The organism is Telluria sp. AIW5, from assembly GCF_056680575.1.
Genome location: NZ_CM155289.1, coordinates 3,028,357 through 3,047,804 on the forward strand (window position 1 = coordinate 3,028,357; position 19,448 = coordinate 3,047,804).

18 protein-coding genes are annotated in these 19,448 nt (G+C 66.6%); 6 read left to right on the forward strand and 12 right to left on the reverse strand.

Annotation, left to right across the window (positions count from 1 at the left end; translation table 11 throughout):
• Positions 1–222: 222 nt before the first annotated feature.
• Positions 223–2,481, reverse strand: coding sequence for a hybrid sensor histidine kinase/response regulator (locus tag AC1MEM_RS13435; RefSeq protein WP_499471141.1), 2,259 nt, complete (start codon positions 2,479–2,481; stop codon positions 223–225).
• Entirely contained in the window at positions 2,478–3,632 is a 1,155-nt protein-coding gene (locus AC1MEM_RS13440; protein ID WP_499471143.1) for a pyridoxal phosphate-dependent aminotransferase, read from the reverse strand. Before AC1MEM_RS13440 ends, AC1MEM_RS13435 begins: the two co-directional genes overlap by 4 nt.
• Positions 3,633–3,978: 346 nt before the next feature.
• Between AC1MEM_RS13440 and AC1MEM_RS13445 the strand changes: the two genes are divergently transcribed.
• Positions 3,979–4,317: a hypothetical protein gene (locus AC1MEM_RS13445; RefSeq protein ID WP_499471145.1), complete on the forward strand. Its 339-nt coding sequence runs from the start codon at positions 3,979–3,981 to the stop codon at positions 4,315–4,317.
• Between the two features lie 83 nt (positions 4,318–4,400).
• On the opposite strand, the gene AC1MEM_RS13450 is transcribed toward AC1MEM_RS13445, so the two are convergent.
• The 7 genes from AC1MEM_RS13450 to AC1MEM_RS13480 form a co-directional block, all read right to left on the reverse strand.
• Positions 4,401–5,741, reverse strand: a complete 1,341-nt coding sequence (locus AC1MEM_RS13450) for an erythromycin esterase family protein (RefSeq protein WP_499471148.1) — start codon at positions 5,739–5,741, stop codon at positions 4,401–4,403.
• A 4-nt stretch (positions 5,742–5,745) separates the two neighbouring features.
• A complete protein-coding gene (locus tag AC1MEM_RS13455; protein WP_499471149.1) occupies positions 5,746–7,005 on the reverse strand; it encodes an SRPBCC family protein in 1,260 nt (419 codons plus the stop codon).
• A gap of 32 nt (positions 7,006–7,037) precedes the next feature.
• Complete coding sequence (locus AC1MEM_RS13460) at positions 7,038–7,721, reverse strand: phosphoribosyltransferase (protein WP_499471151.1); 684 nt, start codon at positions 7,719–7,721, stop codon at positions 7,038–7,040.
• Between the two features lie 316 nt (positions 7,722–8,037).
• Entirely contained in the window at positions 8,038–8,877 is an 840-nt protein-coding gene (fghA, locus tag AC1MEM_RS13465; RefSeq protein ID WP_499471152.1) for an S-formylglutathione hydrolase, read from the reverse strand.
• 106 nt (positions 8,878–8,983) lie between these two features.
• Positions 8,984–9,568, reverse strand: a complete 585-nt coding sequence (locus AC1MEM_RS13470; RefSeq protein WP_499471154.1) for a chromate transporter — start codon at positions 9,566–9,568, stop codon at positions 8,984–8,986.
• Positions 9,565–10,137 carry a chromate transporter gene (locus tag AC1MEM_RS13475; protein WP_499471156.1) on the reverse strand — a complete coding sequence of 191 codons (573 nt, stop codon included), beginning with the start codon at positions 10,135–10,137 and terminating at the stop codon, positions 9,565–9,567. Before AC1MEM_RS13475 ends, AC1MEM_RS13470 begins: the two co-directional genes overlap by 4 nt.
• Before the next feature lie 81 nt (positions 10,138–10,218).
• The gene (locus AC1MEM_RS13480; protein ID WP_499471158.1) at positions 10,219–10,395 is read right to left on the reverse strand and encodes a hypothetical protein; all 177 of its coding nucleotides are present in this window, start codon (positions 10,393–10,395) and stop codon (positions 10,219–10,221) included.
• A 196-nt stretch (positions 10,396–10,591) separates the two neighbouring features.
• Here AC1MEM_RS13480 and AC1MEM_RS13485 point away from each other — a divergent pair, with 196 nt between their 5' ends.
• Together AC1MEM_RS13485 and AC1MEM_RS13490 are read left to right on the forward strand one after the other, a co-directional pair.
• A complete protein-coding gene (locus AC1MEM_RS13485; RefSeq protein WP_499471160.1) occupies positions 10,592–10,807 on the forward strand; it encodes a hypothetical protein in 216 nt (71 codons plus the stop codon).
• Between the two features lie 442 nt (positions 10,808–11,249).
• Positions 11,250–13,346, forward strand: a complete 2,097-nt coding sequence (locus AC1MEM_RS13490) for an ATP-dependent helicase (protein ID WP_499471162.1) — start codon at positions 11,250–11,252, stop codon at positions 13,344–13,346.
• Positions 13,347–13,628: 282 nt separating this feature from the next.
• On the opposite strand, the gene AC1MEM_RS13495 is transcribed toward AC1MEM_RS13490, so the two are convergent.
• The 3 genes from AC1MEM_RS13495 to AC1MEM_RS13505 are packed head-to-tail and all read right to left on the reverse strand — an operon-like array spanning position 13,629 to position 15,478.
• Entirely contained in the window at positions 13,629–14,489 is an 861-nt protein-coding gene (locus AC1MEM_RS13495) for an SIR2 family NAD-dependent protein deacylase (protein ID WP_499471164.1), read from the reverse strand.
• The gene (locus AC1MEM_RS13500) at positions 14,470–14,835 is read right to left on the reverse strand and encodes a hypothetical protein (protein WP_499471165.1); all 366 of its coding nucleotides are present in this window, start codon (positions 14,833–14,835) and stop codon (positions 14,470–14,472) included. Before AC1MEM_RS13500 ends, AC1MEM_RS13495 begins: the two co-directional genes overlap by 20 nt.
• A 25-nt stretch (positions 14,836–14,860) precedes the next feature.
• Positions 14,861–15,478: a phosphohydrolase gene (locus AC1MEM_RS13505; protein WP_499471167.1), complete on the reverse strand. Its 618-nt coding sequence runs from the start codon at positions 15,476–15,478 to the stop codon at positions 14,861–14,863.
• Between the two features lie 194 nt (positions 15,479–15,672).
• On the opposite strand from AC1MEM_RS13505, the gene glpD reads away from it, so the two are divergent.
• The 3 genes from glpD (at position 15,673) to AC1MEM_RS13520 (ending at position 19,425) form a co-directional block, all read left to right on the forward strand.
• Positions 15,673–17,211, forward strand: coding sequence for a glycerol-3-phosphate dehydrogenase (glpD, locus tag AC1MEM_RS13510; RefSeq protein WP_499471168.1), 1,539 nt, complete (start codon positions 15,673–15,675; stop codon positions 17,209–17,211).
• Between the two features lie 344 nt (positions 17,212–17,555).
• Complete coding sequence (locus AC1MEM_RS13515; RefSeq protein ID WP_499471170.1) at positions 17,556–17,978, forward strand: post-PEP-CTERM-1 domain-containing protein; 423 nt, start codon at positions 17,556–17,558, stop codon at positions 17,976–17,978.
• A complete protein-coding gene (locus tag AC1MEM_RS13520) occupies positions 17,965–19,425 on the forward strand; it encodes a PA domain-containing protein (RefSeq protein WP_499471172.1) in 1,461 nt (486 codons plus the stop codon). The genes AC1MEM_RS13515 and AC1MEM_RS13520 overlap by 14 nt, the downstream gene beginning before the upstream one ends.
• Positions 19,426–19,448 lie beyond the last annotated feature (23 nt).

Sequence of the window (19,448 nt, forward strand, 5' to 3'; positions counted from 1 at the left end):
AGATGGCATGATACGGGAATGCGGGAGAGGGTGTCGGACGAGGCGAAGCCGCCGGACATGTCGTCGGCATGGGTGCGCATCGGCACATCCGCGTGGGCATGCCCACCCTACGGTGCGCTACGTCCGTGGCAGTGGCATAACGTAGGGTGGGCATGCCCACGCGATACGTGCGTATCCGGGATACACGGCCACAACAGATCGCATGCGTGGTCGAATCCCGGACTACCGCGGATGCTTCTCCGCAGAGGCTTCGGCCAGCAGGTCCGACAGCTCCATCGTATTGACAGGCTTGACCATGTAGCCGTCGAAGCCCGCCGCCATCGCGGCGTCGCGGTCCTGCTGGCGGCCGTAGCCGGTCATGGCGACCAGCGTGGCGTTCGTCGCTTGCGGCAGGCGGCGCAGGCGGCGCGCGAGTTCGTTGCCGTCGAAGTCGGGCAGGCCGATGTCGAGCAGGCAGACGTCGGGCACGAACACGCGCGCGAGGTCGACCGCGTCGGCGGCGCTGTAGGCGATTTCGACGCGGTGGCCGCCGGCGGCGAGGAAGAGCTGCAGCGTGTGGGCGGCGTCCAGGTTGTCGTCGACCAGCATCACTTTCAGGGGCTTGACCGGCTGCGCATGGCCCGATGTCTGGGCCACCGGCACCAGGACGTCCTGGGTGTGGCGCGGCAGGCGCACGGTGAAGGTGCTGCCGCGGCCCAGGCCCGCGCTGTGCGCATGCACCGTGCCGCCGTGCAGTTCGACCAGGCTTTTCGCCAGCGCCAGGCCCAGGCCCAGGCCGCCCTGCGAGCGGTCCGGGGTGCGTTCGGCCTGGGTGAAGAGGTCGAATACGCGGGCCACCAGCTGCGGCTCCATGCCGATGCCGTCGTCGCTGACGGTGAGCACATAGTCCGGGCCGTTCTCATGCAGTTGCAGTTCGATGCGCCCGCCCTCGGGCGTGTACTTGTTGGCGTTGTTGAGCAGGTTGGCCACCACCTGCACCAGGCGCTTGTGGTCGCCCTTGACCGTGGCCGGGGTCGGCGGCAGGTCGAGCACGACGCTGTGGCGGCGGGTCGAGATGAGCGGGCGGATCTGCTCGGCCGCGTCGTCGATGACCTTCCTCAGGTCAAGCACCTGGGTCGAGATCGAGACCAGGCCGCGCGTCACGCGCGAGACGTCGAGCAGGTCATCCACCAGGCCAGTCATGTGCTCGACCTGGCGCGCGATGATGGCGCAGGTTTGCGTGATCTGGGCGTTGTCCGAGTGGAGCAGCTTGAGCAGATGCGCGCCGGTGCTGATCGGCGCCAGCGGGTTCCTCAGCTCGTGCGCGAGCATGGCGAGGAATTCGTCCTTGCGCTGGTCGGCTGCGCGCAGTTCGCGTTCGGCGAGGGCGCGCGCCGCTTCCTTCTTCTGGAGCGTCGCGGCCATTTCGTCGAGCGCCTCGGCCAGCTGGCCGATTTCCTCGCGTTCGTAGGCGATGCCGGAGCGCGCGTCGAGGTCGCCGGCGGCGATGCGGCGCGCCGTGTCCATCAGTTTGCGCACGCGCTGCACGATCAGCACGTCGCCCGCGAGCCAGGCCGCCAGCAGCGCCAGCATGGTGGTGGCGGCCAGGCCGATCAGCGACATCAGCTGGGCGCGGCGCGCGCCGGCGGTCACGGTCTCGACCGGGATGCCGATCGTGACCGTGTAGTCCGACAGCGAGGGCGCACCCACGCGGGCAAAGGTGTGCAGGCGTTCGATATCGTCGTCGTCGCGCAGTACGACGGCACGCCGGCCGCTGCCCTTCATCGCCTCGCGCATCCGGCCCGAGACCTTGACGCCGAACCAGCGCTCGGGGTCGGGCCGGCGCGAGATGATCGTGCCGTTGGCGTCGGTCGTCACCAGCACCGATCCGGGCGGCAGGTTGATGTCGGCGACAAAGGTGTCGAGGCCGGCCAGGTCCATCGCCGCGAAGACGACGGCGACCACCTTGCCGCTGCGGTCGATCACGGGATAGGTGAGGTTGATCGTGTGGCGTCGGATCACGCGGCCGAACACGTAGTCGCCGGCGATGAAGCGGCGCTCGGAGATGGCGCGCTTGAAGTGGCTGCGGTCGCCCAGGTTCACCGGATGAAGCATCGGCACGGCGCTGCAGCTGATTTCGCCGTTCAGCTGGATCAGGCCGAAATTGACATAGCCTTCGTTGCGGTCCAGGACGTCCGCCAGCAGCGCATTGCAGCGCGGCGTTTCGCCCAGCAGGTCGGGCACGCTGGCCAGGTCGACCAGGATCTGGCGCGCGCGCTCGACCGATTGGGCTTCGTTGGCGGCGGCAAGATTGGTCAGGCGGCGCAGGTTTTCCTGCGACGCCTCGATCGCCTGCTCGCGCTCGCGCAGCCCGCCGAGAATCGTCATCAGGGCCAGCGGCAGGATCGCCAGCGCGACCAGCAGCATCAGCCGGCTGCGCAGGCTGTTGAGCCTGAAGGGTGGACGCGCAGGTGGACGCGAAGGCGGACGGGAAGCGTTCATCGGTGCGCCGCCATCCGGTCGCCGAAGGCAACCAGGCGCCGCAGGCCTTCCATCAGCGTGAAGGTATCGTCGCAGATATAGCCGATGCGGATGAAGCCCGGCACGCCGAGCGCGTCGCCCGGCATGATGGCCACGCCTTCTTCGGCCAGCAGGGCTTCGGCAAAGGCTTCGGTGTCATGCGTCAGGCTGCGCACGTCGCCCCACAGGTAGGGGCCGGACTCGGGGCAATGCATGTCGATCCACGGCACTTCGCGCACGTGGCGCAACACGGCGTCGCGGCGCGCGCGGTACTCGTCGATCATGTGCTGTTGCGGGCCGCATTCGAAAGCGGCGGCGGTGGCGACCTGCGCCAGGTGCGAGGCGGCGGCCGTGATCGGCCCCTGCAGCGTCTTCATCGCTTCGGCAATCGGCGCCGGCGCCAGCGCGAAGCCGAGGCGCCAGCCCATCATCGCGTAGCTTTGCGAGGCCGAGAACAGCGACACCACGCCAATCCGGCGCCAGTCGCAGAGGCTGGCGAAGCTGGTATGGACCGGGCCGAAGCTGAGGTGCTCGTAGCTCTCGTCGACGATGACCTGGGCGCCGCCGGCCTCGATCCAGTCGCGCAGGTGTTCGAGTTCGGCGCGCGTAAATACCTTGCCGCTCGGGTTGTGCGGATTGTTGATGATGACCAGGTCGGCGCGCGGACAGGCGGCGAGCGTTTCCGGCGTCACGGCCTCGGGCAGGTCGACCAGTACCGGGGCCAGGCCGAGCAGCTGGCAGGTGGTGACATAGGCCGGCCAGTGCGGTTTGAAGATCAGTACGCTGTCGCCCGGATCGGTCATCGCATACAGCGCTTCGTAGAGCGCCTGCTTGGCGCCGTTGGTGACGATGATCTCGCCCGCCTCGGCTGCGACGCCGTTTTCGCGGGCGAGCTTGGCGCACAGGCTGCGGCGCACGTCGAGCGCACCGGCCACGCCCGTGTAGGGCATGGTGCGTTCTTCCTGGACAGCGCGCGCCACGGCGTCGAGCACGGAAGCGGGGGGCGGGAAGTGCGAGATCGCGATCGAGAAATCGATGATGCCCATGCCTTCGTTGCGGAACGCTTCGACGCGGCCGTGCATGGCCGTCGTTGCGAGGGGGCGGGAGGCGGCAATGCGGTGCGAGATTTTCATTTTATTATGTGCTGTGAATAAGTAGTCGACACGATGTCTCCGAGCGTGTGAAAAAAACGCCATGGCGGCGTTGCATCGTCTCGCCGTACCCGCGTACTGTCTTCGACGACGCGCCTTGCCCTGACGATTTTTTCACGCGCTCTCCGTGTGGCTTCCGCTGGCCACAACATTTCCTGATTGTACTAAAAATTTGCCGCGAGGCGAGCGCGAAAGGATGCAATCGGGCCGTTCCGTTTCTGGCGTGTTCAAAGGCCAACAGGCGCGGGCGCGTGTGCCGCGGTGCGGGCGAGCGCCGCGGCAAAAGGGATTCTGGTAGGGTGATGACAACTGCAAGAATGGAGCGACCATGAACAACCAGATCGTACGCATGCTGCCTAACTACGAAGCGGCCGAGCAGGCACGCAAGGGCTTGCTGGCCGAAGGCTTCGACCGCGAGGGTATCGACATTTCCGTTGGCATCGACGAGGCCGGACCGGGCGAGGGCAATTTCTATGTCGGCGATTCGCCGGAAGTCAAAGGCGGCACCGACTATAAAGACGTGTTCGTGCCGGGCGAACACGCCGGCCATTGCGTGGTGACGGTGACGGTCGCCGACGCGTCCCAGTTGGCGCGCGCGGCGGCCATCCTCGACCACAACGGCGCGCTCGACATCGACGCCGCGCGCAATCCGCCGAACCGGGCCTGAATCGCCCGGTCGTGTCCGGCAGGGCGGGGGGAGGGCCGGTGGTGCTGCGCACAAGCGACAGGCCGGCCCTTGGATTCTCCGCCCTAAATCCCCTCCGGAAAGGTCTCCGGCGGCTCGCCCGAGTGCCAACCGCTGGTCGCGTCGAGCGGCACCAGGGCGTTGGTGCGGTCGATGTGGATGATGGCGTCGAACTGCCGGGCCAGCTGGGCATTGAAGTAATGGCTCTGGCGTTCGCTGCGCGGCAGGTAGAGCACGCCGATGGCCCGTTCCAGGCGCTGGTCGAGCAGCAGGCGGCGCTCCGGGCTGTCGTCACGCAGGTTCAGGTAGAAGCGCGGCAGGCCGACGTGGTGCAGCAATTCCTCGTAACTGCCGGGCATGCCGGGGCGCACGCGCTTGCGCTCGGCCGGACCGTCCCATTCCGAGGCCGCCGTCACGTGGCCGTCGTAGGTCGAAAAGCCGACCAGGCAGGTCTGGCCCGGATAGGCCTTGCGCGCCAGTTCGCCGACATTCCATTCGCCCAGGTCGCCCATGTAGGTGGCACGTGCGTCGCCGATGTGGGAATTGTGTTCCCAGATCACGATCTTCGCGGGCTCGCCGTCCTTCGACAGGTGGCGTGCAAGGGCATCGAGGGTTTCGGCCATGTGGCTGTCGCGCAGGTTCCAGGACGATACGCGGCCGCGGAACATGGTGCGGTAGTATTCCTCGGCGTTTTTGACGAGGCGCGCGTTCTGCTGCGCGTAGAAAAACGCGTCCTCGCCCGAGGCGCCGTCGCCCTGCATGTAGTCCAGGGCGCGCTGCTGGAGTGCCTGCAGCTGGGTCAATACCCCTTGCTGGCAGGATTCGGACAGGCCGATGCCGGTGGCGTAGCCGTAGTGCTGGCTGTCTTCGTCGTAATGGTCGAAGCAGGCATAGCGCCGCCGTGCTTCCGCGGCCGCAGCCGGGTCGACCCCGTCGAGGTAGTTCAGTACTTCGCGCACCGAGGTGAACAGGCTGTACAGGTCGAGGCCGTAGAAGCCGACCTTGGGACCAGCCTTGACGCCGGCATTGTGTGTGCGCAGCCAGTCGATGAAGGTGGAGACGTCGGTGTTGCGCCACATCCAGGCAGGGAAGCGCTCGAAGCCGGAGAGCGCCGCGTCCGCGTCGGCGTCGCTGCCTTCGCCGCGCACATAGCGGTTGACGCGGTAGGCGTCGGGCCAGTCGGCCTCGACCGCCACCGCGGTGAATCCCTTTTCGCGAATCAGGCGCTGGGTGATGCGCGCCCGTTCCTCGTAGAACTCGTGGGTGCCGTGGGTCGCTTCGCCGATCAGCACGAAGCGGGCGTCGCCCACGAGCTTCATCAGGGCGTCGTAGTCGCCCGGCCCGCCGGTCAGCGGGCGGGCGGCGGCCGCGAGCGCGGCCGCGGTGATGTCGATCGCGGCCGTCATGGCGTCAGTGCAGGAAGCGGCTGCCCGATTTCTCGCGCATCGCGGGATCGTGCGCAGTGCCATGATGCGTGGCGCCGCGCTCGATGAAAACCTTCATGCGCGCGAGGTCGTCGTCCATCTGCTGTTTCGGGTCCGAGCCCAGCAGCGAAGCCAGGCCGTGGCCGAGTGCGCCCGCCGGCGGCGAGTACGAGAAGCGCACGGTGACGCGGGTGCCGCCGCGGTAGGGTTCGAATTCGACCGAGCCGGAGTTCGGGATCTGCGCGCCAGGCTCGCTGCGCCAGGCCAGGCGCCGGTTCTTCGACTGCTCGGTCAGCACGGAATCGAATTCGAAGTGGGTGCCGGCCGGACCCTGCACCACCCAGTGCGAACGGCGGTGGCCCATGTCGCGCACTTCGACCACATGCGACATGAAGCGCGGGAAGTTCTCGTAGTTGTTCCACATCTCGTAGACTTCGCCCGGCGAGGCGTCGATGCGGATGGTTTTTTCCAGGTCGATGCCGCGGCCGCGGCTGCTGCCGCTGCCCAGCAGGTTCGAGAGGAGCGAGCCGCTGCTGCTGCCGCGTGCCGCGTAGGCGAGCGCGGCCACGGCGGCGGCGGCGCCCAGCGGCGAGCGACGGAACAGCCCGATCAGGCCAAGCAGGCCTGCGCCCACCACCGCCGGGTTGCGCAGCAGGGCCGACAGGTCGTCGCGGTTGTCGAGGTGCAGTGCTTTGGCGGCGCTGCCGGCGGCCTGGCTGGCCATGCTGCCGAAGCGCGAGGCGGCGGCACTGGCGCTGCTCGACGCATCGTCGATCATGCGCGAGGCGCCCTCGAGGGCGTCGTCGTAGGTGCGGCGCGCCGATCCGTTGGGCTTGGCCGATTCGAGCATGCGGTCCACGTATTTGCCGGCGCGCGAACCCGCTTCGTCCATGTATTTGCCGGCACGCGAGCCGGCCTCGTCCGCGTATTTGCCGGCCGTCGAGCTGGCGTCGTCGAGATATTTGCCGGTGGCCTTGCCGGCGTCGTCGAGCATCTCGCCGGCCGCCTCCGTGGCATGGCTGGCAGCCTTGCCGATGCGCTCGCCAATGCCGTGCCAGGCATTGCCGAGCGCACTGCCAGTGCGCCAACCCGCGGTGCGCAAGGCCGTGGTCGAGGTGGCGCGTCGTGCGCTGCCGCGGTCAGGGTCGAGCATGTACATCAGCAGGGCGCCGGCGGCGGCCCCGCCCAGCAACTTGGCCAGGTCGCTCGCTTCGATGCTGCTGTCGGTAGGGGTGGTGTGTCTCATGTTCCGTCCTCTCTGTTAGGTTGCTTCGGTTGCTACGCTTGCGTGCCGGGCGGACGCTCCGCCCCGCTGCGCCAGGCCATTGCCAGCAAGTCCTGCACTTCCTCGTCGCTCGTCTGGTCGAAGGCCTCGTACCACTGGCTGACCGCCCGAAAACGCAGGGGCGCGGCCAGGCAGACCACGTCGTCGGCCAGCGGCGCCAGCGCCGCCAGCGTGTCGGGCGGGGCGACCGGCGCGGCGACGACGACGCGCCGCGCCGCATGCCGGCGCGCGACTTCCACCGCGGCCAGCATCGTCGAGCCGGTGGCAATGCCGTCGTCGACGATGATCACCACGCGGCCGGCCAGCACCGGCGGCGCGCGCCCGCCCCGGTAGAGGCGGGTACGCCGTTCGATTTCCAGCAGCTCGCGGGCGGCGATCGCGTCGACCTGCTCCTGCGTGACACCCATCAAACCGGGCACGCCCGGCTGCAGCACCTGCACGCCACCGCTGCCGACGGCGCCGATCGCATACTCGGGCTGGGCAGGCAGGCCCAGCTTGCGCACGAGCAGGATGTCGAGCTCGAGGCCGAGCGTCATCGCCACTGCGAAGGCAACCGGCACGCCGCCGCGCGGCAGTCCGAGCACGATCGCATCAGGCTGGTGCGCCCAGGCGCCAAGCGCTTTCGCAAGCAGCTTGCCGGCCTGCGCGCGATTCCTGAACTGGCGTACCTCGACCATCGTGATCACCCCACCATGCACCCCGGGTCGCAGCCGAAGGACAAGGTAAAACTGCGCACGCACTCACGTGCTGAAATTTCAGAATACACCACGTTTTCGCTGTCGCGCCGCCCGTTTGCCCTGCGGAATTTTCTATTGGGCGCGCGTGACGCACGGTGTGCCGCCGCACCTGTTTTATAGGGCGGCACGGCGGTATTTTCAAGGATTCAAAAGGCGGTGCGCGTCCGCGTTGCGGCGGCGTTGCGGGAGGGCAGAAAGGGGGCGAGCGGCCGGAACTGATATCCATTCCGGCGGTCCATAAGAAAGGAAGGCGGCGTCAGCCGAGCTGGCGGCGGTGGAAGCGCAGGTGGTCTTCGACGAAGCTGGCAATGAAGTAATAACCGTGGTCGTAGCCGGGGTGGCGGCGCAGGGTCAGGGGCTGGCCGGCGGCGCGGCAGGCGGCCTCGAAGACGTCCGGATTGAGCTGGTCGGGCAGGAATTTATCGGCCAGTCCCTGGTCGACAAGGATACCTTGCGGGAAGCGCACGGGCCCTTCGGCGACGAGCTCGGTCGCATCCCAGGCGCGCCAGCTGGACCGGTCCGCGCCGAGGTAGCCGCCGAAGGCTTTTTCGCCCCACGGGCAGCGGCTCGGGGCGGCGATCGGTGCAAAGGCCGATACCGACCGGAACAGTTCCGGATTGCGCAGGGCCAGCACCAGTGCCCCGTGGCCGCCCATCGAGTGGCCGAAGATGCCGCAGCGCGCCGGATCGGCGCCGAACTCGCGCAGCACCAGTTCGCGCAGTTCGAGGATGTAGCTGTTCATGCGGTAGTGGCGCGACCAGGGCGCTTCGGTCGCGTCGACATAGAAGCCGGCGCCGACGCCGAAGTCCCAGCTGTCGGTTTCACCCGGCACGCCGGCGCCGCGCGGGCTGGTGTCGGGCGCGACGACGATCAGGCCTTCCTCGGCGGCCACGCGCTGGAATCCGGACTTGATGGCGAAGGTCTCTTCGGTGCAGGTCAGGCCGGCGAGGTAGAACAGCACCGGCAGCTGCTTGCCCTCATGGCCGGGCGGCAGGTAGGCCGAAAAACGCATCGGCAGGCCGATGGCGCTGGAATCGTGCTGGTAGAAACGCTGGATGCCGCCGAAGCTGGCGTGTTCGCTGATGAGTGTGGTCATGGGAGGGTCCGGGTGCGTTGGTACCGCAAGTATGCCATTTCGGCAAGCCTCGTGCTGGACGCACGGCTGGGGCGCGGCGGCGGCGCCGCGCCTCCAGGAAAGCACCCTAGACGACGCCGAGCGCCCCCAACAGCGCGCCCAGGCCGAGCATCCACAGCAGGTGCAGCTTCGTACGCCAGATGACGAGGCAGCTGGCCAGCGCAAGCAGCCACAGCGGCCAATGATAACCATCGCCCCCCGCCGAGCTGGCCAGGATCCAGCTCGTCGACAGCAGCAGGGCGATCACGACCGGCGCCATGCCCTGCTTGAAGGCGCGCACGGCGCGCAACTCGCGGTTGCGGTGGCCCCATTGCGCGACCAGGTAAGTAAAGATGGTCGAGGGCAGCAGGATGCCGGTCATCGCGACCAGCACGCCGAGGAAGGCGGCCGCGGTACTGCCGGCGTTCATGCCGACGTTCCAGCCCATCAGTGCGACGAACAGCACGTTCGGCCCGGGCGCGGCCTGGGCCAGCGCGATCGAATCGTTAAACTGGGCCTGGGTCAGCCAGCCATGCTGCTCCACCAGGAAGCGGTGCATTTCAGAGGTCGTCGAGATCGCCCCGCCGAGCGACATCATCGACAGCAACAGGTAGTGGCCGAACAGGTTCAGCCAGTCGTGCCAGGCGAGGGTGATGTGGATCGCGGCGTTCATCGCAGCCCCCGGTAAGCCAGTACGCAGCCCAGGCCGCCGAGGACGAGCAGCACCCAGGCGAGCGGGAATTTCAACAGCCCGACCAGCACGAAGCCGGCCACGATGATCGCCAGGCACCAGGGCAGGGGCACGGGGTTACGCTTGAGTGCGGCCCACATCTTGAGGCCGACCGCCGCGATCAGCCCGGCCGAGACCGCCGCCATGCCGCGCAGGGCGCCGGCCACCTGCGCATTATCGGCGAAGCGCGCATGCAGGACCGCCAGCAGCAGGATCAGCACCAGCGGCACGGCCAGCATGCCGGCCAGCGCCGTCAGCGCGCCGCGCAGGCCGAAATAGCGGGCGCCGATCATCATCGACAGGTTGACGACGTTCGGCCCCGGCATGATCTGCGCCACCGCCCAGTCCTCGATGAATTCCTCGTGGCTCAGCCAGCGCTTGCGCTCGACGAGCTCGCGCTGGACGACCGCGAGCACGCCGCCGAAGCCCTGCAGGGCCAGGAAGGTAAAGGAGAAAAACAGGTCGGGCAGGGATGCGGGACGCGGGCGGTCGAGGACGGGCGGTGAGGTCATCGCGCCATTATCGCGCCCGCCCGGCGTTCTGTCACGGCACGAACCAGCTCGCCAAGGGGTTTGCCCCTGGAGCCTGGGCTCTTAGCCGCCGCCGATCCCGCGCATGACACGCCCGCTGCCGCCGCATTGCGGACATTGCTTGCCGTCGGCCAGCTTGCCGCTGCCGGAGCAGGCTTCGCAGACGTCTTCGCCGGCGCCGGGTGTGCCGGGGGAAGCTTCGTCGCCAGGGTTCAGGTCGGGTTCGGGAGTCGTAGCCATGGTTGCCTCGCAGGTGGATGGAGAACACGGCCATTCTAGGACGATCGATTGCGCGGTGGCGCTCTCTTGGGAAAGTCGCCTATTCAAATTTTTACACTTTTCGATAAGAAGTTGACATTGACATTGTTTTGTATTGATGAATACTTCACAGCATCCGAATACTTAACAGCATTCAACCTGACAAGTCGAGGTCACGATGGAGCAAGCTTCAGTCGAGCGCATCAACCTGCTGGCCGCCATGGACGAATCCCGCACCGATGCGCGCCAGCGCCGCATCGTCGATGCCGGCATTGCAGTCCAGGGCAGTGCCAATACCATGTCTGCCTTTGAGTTCCTGCGCGCTCGCGATATCGGCGTCGACGTCATCGAGCGCGTGCTTCTGGAGCCGCACCGGCGCCGCGCCCGCTCCTGAAAGTTTCCGTCCGTAATCTGTTTTTGATGTCAAAGCGTCAGCTTTGTCGCGTGACCTGCGGGGCAGCTTATACACATAAATTGCTTTTTTTCATGTTTGCCGCAATTCCTCATGGTTCTGCACATGATCTCGCAAGTCATTGATTTTCCATCAATTCAGCATTGCCCGTCGAATGGGCAAGTTGTTGAAAGCCGCATACGGACGCGTTTTCCGGCTGTCAAGCCCCATCTTTTCCACAAAGTTATTCACAGAGTTTGTGGATATCCGGAAAAGTTCTTTAGTTACGGCCACTTAGCGTAGGGCGATCATGTAACAGGCGAACTTCGTCGAGCGTTCGTGCAAGCTTTTTACAACAGGGCAGGGGAGGGCGAGTGCAAAATGCACTTGCGAAGCGCTACTGGACAAATGTACAGTTGCGTTGTTTACTATTTGCCACTTCCCCATGTCCGCTGCCGCCGCTGCTGTGCCCACGACCGACGACCCCTTCGCCAGCCTCAATCCCGAGCAGCGCGCTGCGGTCGAGCACGATATTGGCACATCGGCCCGTGGCGCACCGGCCCGGCCCTTGCTGGTGGTGGCGGGCGCCGGTTCCGGCAAGACGAATACGCTGGCGCACCGGGTTGCCCGCCTGATCATGGCGGGCGCCGATCCGCAGCGGATCCTGCTATTGACGTTCTCGCGGCGCGCCGCCAACGAGATGACCCAACGCGCAGGCAATGTCCTGCAGCGCATCATGGGAGGGAGCAGCCAGGGCGTCGCGACCCTGCCGTGGGCCGGCACCTTCCACAGCATCGGCGCGCGCCTGCTGCGCGAGTTTTCCGGCCGCATCGGCCTGGACGAATCGTTCACCATCCACGACCGCGGCGACTCCGAAGACCTGATGGGGCTGGTGCGCCACGAGATCGGCCTGACCCAAACCGCCAAGCGCTTTCCCTTGAAGGGGACTTGCCTGTCGATCTATTCGCGCGTGGTCAATTCGCGCGAGCCGCTCGACCTCGTGCTGCAGAGCACCTTCCCCTGGTGCGTCGAGTGGGAAGCGGAGCTGAAACGCCTGTTCGGCGCCTATGTCGACGCCAAGCAGGAACAGAACGTGCTCGACTACGACGACCTGCTGCTGTTCTGGGCCGAGATGGCCTCCGACCCCGAGCTCGGACCGGAGATCGGCGGCCTGTTCGACCACGTACTGGTCGACGAATACCAGGACACCAATCGCTTGCAAGCCACCATCATCACCGGCATGAAGCCGGGAGGCGATGGCGTGATGGTGGTGGGCGACGATGCCCAGTCGATCTATTCCTTCCGCGGCGCGACGGTGCGCAACATCCTCGACTTTCCCGGCCAGTTCACGCAGCCGGCGCAGGTGATCACGCTGGACCGCAATTACCGCTCGACCCAGCCGATCCTGGACGCCTCGAATGCGCTCATTGCCGGTGCGCTCGAGCGCCACGCCAAGACGCTGTGGACCGACAAAGTCGCCAGCAGCCTGCCGCAGCTCGTGTTGATTCCCGACGAGGCCGAACAGGCGCGCTGGGTCTGCAAGCGCATCCTCGAGCACCGCGAAGCCGGCATCAAGCTGACCACGCAAGCCGTGCTGTTTCGCGCGGCCAGCCATAGCGCGGCGCTGGAACTCGAACTGATGCGCCGGAATATTCCCTTCGTCAAATTCGGCGGCCTGAAATTCCTGGAAGCCTCGCACATCAAGGACGTGCTGGCCGTGCTGCGCTTTGCCCAGAATCCGAACGGACGCATGGCCGGTTTCCGGGTGCTGCAACTGATCCCGGGTATCGGTCCGGCCACCGCTACCCGCCTGCTGGATGCGGTGGCCGAGGCGCCGGAAGCCATCGACGCCGTGGAAGCCTTTGCCGCGCCGTCCAAAAGCGGGGGCGACTGGCAGGATTTCGTCACCCTGTATCGCCGCCTGCGCACGCCAGGGCTGCGCTGGCCGGCCGATATCGAGCTGGTGCGCGACTGGTATCTGCCGCACCTCGAGCGCCTGCACGACGATGCCACGGTGCGCGCGGCCGACGTCGCCCAGCTGGCGCAACTGGCGGGCGGCCATGGCACGCGCGAAAGTTTTCTCGCCGAGATCACGCTCGACCCACCGGAAGCGACCAGCGACCGCGCCGGTCCGCCGCTGCTGGACGAGGATTACCTGATCCTGTCGACAATTCACTCGAGCAAGGGCCAGGAATGGAAATCGGTGCATGTGCTCAATGTTGTCGACGGCTGTATTCCGTCCGACATGAGTACCGGCAGCGCGGAGGAAATCGAGGAAGAGCGGCGCCTGCTGTACGTGGCCATGACGCGCGCCAGGGAGCACCTGCACCTGGTGGTGCCGAACCGCTTCTTCATCAAGCAGCAAGCGCAGATGGGCGACCGCCACGTCTACGCGGCGCGCACCCGCTTCGTGACGCCGGCCATGCTCAAGCATTTCGAGGAATGCGTCTGGATCACGGCCGACACGGCGAAATCGAAAACCCCGATGCCGGAAAGCGTGCGGATGCTGGTGCGCGACCGGGCGCGGAACGCATGGAAGTAAGCGGGAAGTAAATACGGAGATAACCGCCGGGCAGGAGCTCCAAGGCTGACTTATCCCCCGTTGTAGGACTTTGTAGGAATTTGCTGATAAGGCCGCTGTGAACGAAAGATCAGTTCGTGCAAGCCATTGATTTTAAAGGACACAATTTTTGCCTGTAGATTGGGCATTTTGTTGAAACCCGCATCAATACTGCGCTTGCGGCTTGTCAAGTGGCGCTTGTCCACATAGTTATCCACAATTCTTGTGGATATCGGGGCAATCCTTTTAAAATCAATGACTTGGCTACGATTGTTTATGATTGATCAAGTCTGCGATGGTCTGCAGCGCCGCGCGCGCCGTGAGCGGAATGGCAAGGCCCGGATGGCCGTCGAGTTGCGGCGCGCGCGGATTGATGCGCACGATCGGCACGCCTTGCATCTCGCTCATGCGACGCACCGATGGAATGTCGACGCCGGCGCCGAGCTCGACGACGACCAGGCCGCGCACGCCTGCTCGCCAGCGCCGTAGCCGTGCGAATTGCGCATCCGTGCGGTCGGCGATCCACCGGCTGTCGTTGAACATCAGGATATTTGGGCGCGCCAGCGCACCGCAGTGCGGGCAGCGGGGCGGTTCCGAACGCAGCCGACAGGCGTGCTCGTCCACGAGCGGCGTGAAACCCCGGGCCGGCCAGGTCGCGTTCGAACAGGGCAGCGTGCATTGCAGCTGGTCGATGGCGCCATGGCACTCGACGATCTGCGCCTCCTCGAACGCGGCGCGCTGGAACTGGCCGTCGACATTGCTCGTGAAAACAAAAGCGCCGCCCGGCATGCGCGCCGCCAGGTCGCGCAGGATGGCGAAGCCGACATGCGGCACCGTGTTGCGGTAAAGCTGCAGCCGGTGCCCGTAGAATCCCCAGGCCAGGGCCGGGTCGGAGGCGAAGGCCGCCGGGTTGGCGATCTCGTGGAAGTCGATGCCGGAATCGCGCAGGGCCGGGTAGGCCTGCCAGAAGCCGCTGCTGCCGCGAAAGTCGGGCAGGCCGGAGTCGACGCCCATGCCGGCGCCGGCGCAGATCAGCAGCGATCCCGCACCGGCCAGCAACTGCGCGGCCTGTTCGAGGGGACCAGGCGGCAGCCCGGCGCCGGTGTCAGCGCCAGGCGTCGACAACGCAGCCCTCCAGGTTCACGCTGTCCAGTTTTACCGGACCGTACCATTTGTCCACCGGAACGAAACCGCCTTTGCGCCGGATCCAGGCCTGCCTGCTTGCCTTGTTGATCAGGGCCGAGTGAATGAAGCCATCGGGCACCTCGCCTTTCCGGTCCGGCAGGCGTATGACGACCAGGTCCGCGGTCCGCGCGCCATGCTCGACCGGCGGCGGCGCTTCCGGCAGCGCCTTCCTGAAACCGGAAAACGAGATGCCGTAGGTGTCAACCAGGCGGTCGGCCGCAGGGCAGGCCGCGCCAGCCGGCGAAGCAAGCACCAGCGCTGCGGCCAGAACGACGATTCGTTTCATGCACTTCTCCTTTGTCGACGCATTGTTAGCGAATCGCCGCCACCAGGCGATGCAGTTCGGCCAGGAAACGTTCGCAGGCCAGCGCCGGCGGCCACGGCTCCCAGGGCGTGCCGCCATATGCGGCGGCCAGCGGATCGTCCTGCAGCACCGCCGCCTGGATTTTGAGCGTGCTGCGCACTTCCTCGGGCGACCAGCCGGCCACGTGCACGGCTTCGCTGGCGGCCGCCAGGCGGTCGGCGCGCTTGTGGCGCGCGTGCTCGAGCGGCGTCCAGGACGGCAGCCCGTAACGCAGGAAGACCACCTGTTCCAGGCGCTGGCTCAGCGCCCGGAAACCTTCGCCCAGGAAAGGTTTAATGACCGAGAGCGCATCGAAGCCGAGCAGGCCTTCCTCGGCGTCATGCAGCAGTTCCCGCAGTTCGAGCAGGGGATCGACCCGCCCGAGCGCGGCGCGCTGCAGCAGCATGACCGTGATCGAGTGCTGGGCCACGGACAGGGGCAGGGGCCAGGCCGAGTGCCCGCCCCAGCGGTAGGTCCGGGCCAGGCCGAGCGCGAGGTCGGCGTCGTCCCAGTCGAAAGGGGTCGGGTTCAGCAAGTCGAGGCGTTTGCCCGAGGGCATGCGTACCCAGGCGCGTTGCTGGCCCATCAGCGGTGACGAAAGCGTGTTTTCATACCCGCGATTTTACACAGGCCCGGCGGCTGGCCGCGGCCGGGGTGCGCCCGGGCATCCTGCGGCGCTGCACGCGGCGAATTTCCTGCCGCCGGACCCATTGATCCATGCGAATATGGAGAAAACGAGGCGGCATACACTGGATCGGTTTGCGATCTGAAGGAGGCCCCGTGGATGACACCATCAAGCGTTACGAGTGCGACGTACTGATCGTCGGCGGCGGCATCAATGGCGCGGCGATCGCGCGCGACGCGGCCGGGCGCGGCCTGCGCGTCGTGCTGTGCGAAAAGGACGACCTGGGCCAGCACACCTCCTCGGCGTCCAGCAAACTCATCCACGGCGGCCTGCGCTACCTCGAACACTACGAATTCGGCCTGGTGCGCAAGGCCTTGATCGAGCGCGAAACGCTCTTGCGCAGCGCGCCCCACATCATGCGGCCGCTGCGTTTCGTGATGCCCCATGATGCCGGTGCGCGCCCGGCCTGGCTGATCCGCGCCGGACTGTTCCTGTACGACCGCCTGGCGCGGCGCGAGTTCCTGCCCGGCTCGCACTCTGTTGACCTGCGCAGCCATCCGGCCGGCGCGCCCTTGCTGCCGCAGTTCACGCGCGGCTTCATGTATTCCGACGGCTGGGTCGACGATGCGCGCCTGGTGGTGCTGAACGCGCTCGACGCCCGCGAGCGCGGCGCCGTCATCCTCACCCACGCGCGCTGCATGGTGTCGCAACGCCATCCCGATGGCTGGCGCGCATCGATCGAGGGCGAGGACCGGCCCCTGCACGTGACGGCGCGCTGCCTGGTGAACGCCGCCGGTCCCTGGGCCGCGCGCTTCCTGCAGGGCGCCACGCAGGCGGCGGGCGGCCAGGCGCTGCGCCTGATCAAGGGCAGCCACATCGTCGTGCCGCGCCTGTTCGATCATCCGCATGCCTACATCTTCCAGCACCCGGACGGACGCATCGTGTTCGCGCTGCCCTACGAGGGCGCGTTCACGCTGGTCGGCACCACCGACGTCGATTTCCGCGGCGAGCCCGACAAGGTGGCGATCAGCGCCGAGGAAACGCGTTACCTGTGCCAGCTGGTGAACCGCTATTTCACGCGCCAGGTCACGCCCGCCGACGTGCTGTGGAGCTATTCCGGCGTGCGTCCGCTGGTCGAGGACGCGGCCGCCAGCGCGTCGGCGGCCACGCGCGATTTCAGGCTCGAGCCGGACCTGGCCGGGGCGCCGCTGCTGTCTGTGTTCGGGGGCAAGATCACGACCAGCCGCAAGCTGGCCGAGCAGGCCGTGGACTGGATCGGCGGGGCGCTCGGCCGCGCAGTTCCCGGCTGGACCGAACAGGCCTGCCTGCCGGGCGGCGACCTGTACGGTCCGCGTCCCACCAAGCGCGGCGTGCTGGAATTCGCCGCCTGGAGCACGCACCAGGCCGGACGCTACCCGTGGCTGCCGCCGCCCCTGTTCGAGCGCTACGCGCGTGCATACGGCACCCGCATCCATACCTTGCTGGCGCGCCGCGACTGCCTGGACGACATGGGGGAGGAAGTGGTGCCGGGGTTGTATGCGGCCGAAATCGACTACCTGATGCAGCACGAATGGGCGCGCGGCAGTGCCGACATCCTGTGGCGGCGCAGCAAGCTGGGCTTGCACGTGGCGCCGGGCAGCGCCGCGCTAATCGACGAGTGGATCGCAGCGCGCCAGGGGGCGCTGGCGCTGTAGGTCCGGCCAGGCTAAAAGTGTGGAAAGCAAAAAAACCCGCAGGCAGCGCGCCCGCGGGTTTTTTTATGCGCCGACCGGTTCGCTGACGCGCTAAAAACGAGCGAATATTTCCACTGCGACAGAATCCTGTGTGGGCAAAACAACGGGTCAAAAAGACAACATTCATCCGGCGTTTAGCAGGGTTAGCCGAAGAATATATGTGACTTTTGTTCCATAACAATACAATATTTGCATGGCGATTTGCTCGGTTTGTTTGTCGCCGAAGCTATAGTCTCGACCAACCGGCGCCAAGACCGGGACAGCGCTGCACCGATCGAAGTATATTTTTCCGAGAGACAAGAAATATGCACACCCCCGTATCCACCTTGCGCAAGGTCGCCGCCATCGCGGCGCTGGCGTTCGCCGGTTCGGCTTTCGCCGCCGGACAGGACAGCCAGACCGTTCACAAAGACCCGCGCACCGGCAAGCTGCGCAACGCGACCGCCGTTGAAGCAAAACAATTGAACGACCTGCGCGCCGCCGATCGCGCCGCCCAGAAAGCCGCACGCAAGGCCGCCGGCGCCCCTGCTGCAGGCGTCGTGCGCCTGCAGCAGAACGGCGTCGCGGCAGCCTACGTCGATGAAGAGTCGGTGTCGTACTCGGTGGTGCATCGCACGGCCGACGGCAAACTCGAAGCCGACTGCATCCATGGCAAAACCGCCGCCGAATCCGCCCTGAACAATCCAGTGACCACGCATTCCGAGGAGCACCAGCATGAAGTCCAGTAAGCGCCCAACCATGCTGCCGAATTTGCGCCCAAGCTTGAGCCTGGTGGCCGCCGCCCTGGCCCTGTCCTGCGGCGCGATGGGCTCGGCCCAGGCCGCTGCCAAAATCGTGATCAACAACCTGAACGGGCCTGGCGTCGGCTTCAACGACCCGACCCTGGCCACACCCGTCGGCGGCAATGCCGGCACCACCATCGGCCAGCAACGCCTGATCGCGTTCACGCACGCCGCCAACATCTGGGGTGCGACCCTGACCAGCCCGGTACCGATCGTGATCAATGCGCAGTTCACGCCGCTGCCTTGCACCGCCACCGGCGCCGTCCTCGGCAGCGCCGGCGCCACCCAGGTGTTCGCCGATTTCCCGGGGGCGCCGAAGGCCGGCACCATCTACTCGTACGCACTGGCCAACAAGCTGTACGGCAGCGAGATTTCGGACACCCCGGGTGCCCAGATCAATGCCCGTTTCAATTCGGAACTCGGCAAGGCTGACTGCCTGGCCGGCAGCGCGTTCTACCTCGGCCTGGACGCGAACGAAGGCAACAACATCGACTTCGTCGCCACGCTCCTGCATGAAATGGGTCACGGCCTGGGCTTCCAGACCTTTACCAACGGTGCAACCGGCGCGCAGTTCGCCGGCTACCCGTCGGTGTGGGACCACAACCTGCTCGACAACACGACCAACAAGCTGTGGGTCGACATGACGGATGCCGAGCGCGCCGCATCCTCGCTCAAGGCGTCGGCCCTGTCCTGGACCGGTGCCCGCGTGACCGCAGCCGCGGGTTCGGTGCTGACCGCCACGCCCCAGCTGCGCATCGTCGGCGCCGGCGCCAAAGCGCTCGCCGGCGACCTGTTCGCCGTGGGCGAAGCCGATTTCGGTCCGAAGCTGGACGGCTCGCCGCTCACCGGCCAGATCGCCCAGGTCGCCATGCAGGCGGACAGCCCCGGCTCGGCCTGCACGCCCTTCAATGCAGCCAATGCCGCGGCGGTTCGCCGCAATATCGCCCTGGTCAGCCGCGGCACCTGCGGCTTCGCGGTCAAGGTCAGGAATGCGCAGGAGGCAGGCGCCATCGGCGTGATCGTGGCCGACAATGCGCCAGGCCCGGTGGTGGGCATGGGCGGCGCCGATCCGGCGATCACGATCCCGGCAGTGCGGGTGACGCAAGCCGACGGCGCGCTGATCGCCGCCAGCCTGACGAAACCGAACGGCAATGCGGCCGGCACCGTGGGCAAGTTCGAGCGCTCGAAGAGCTTGATGGCGGGTGCCGACGCGCAGCGCCGCGTGACAATGTTCACGCCCAACCCTTACCAGCCGGGTTCGTCGGTCTCGCACTACAACACGGCGGCCTCGCGCAACCTGTTGATGGAGCCATCGATCAATGCCGACCTGACCCACTCGCTGATGGCGCCGATCGACCTGACCTTCGAACTGCTGAAGGACATCGGCTGGTAACTGCCGGCGCCGAATGAAAAAGA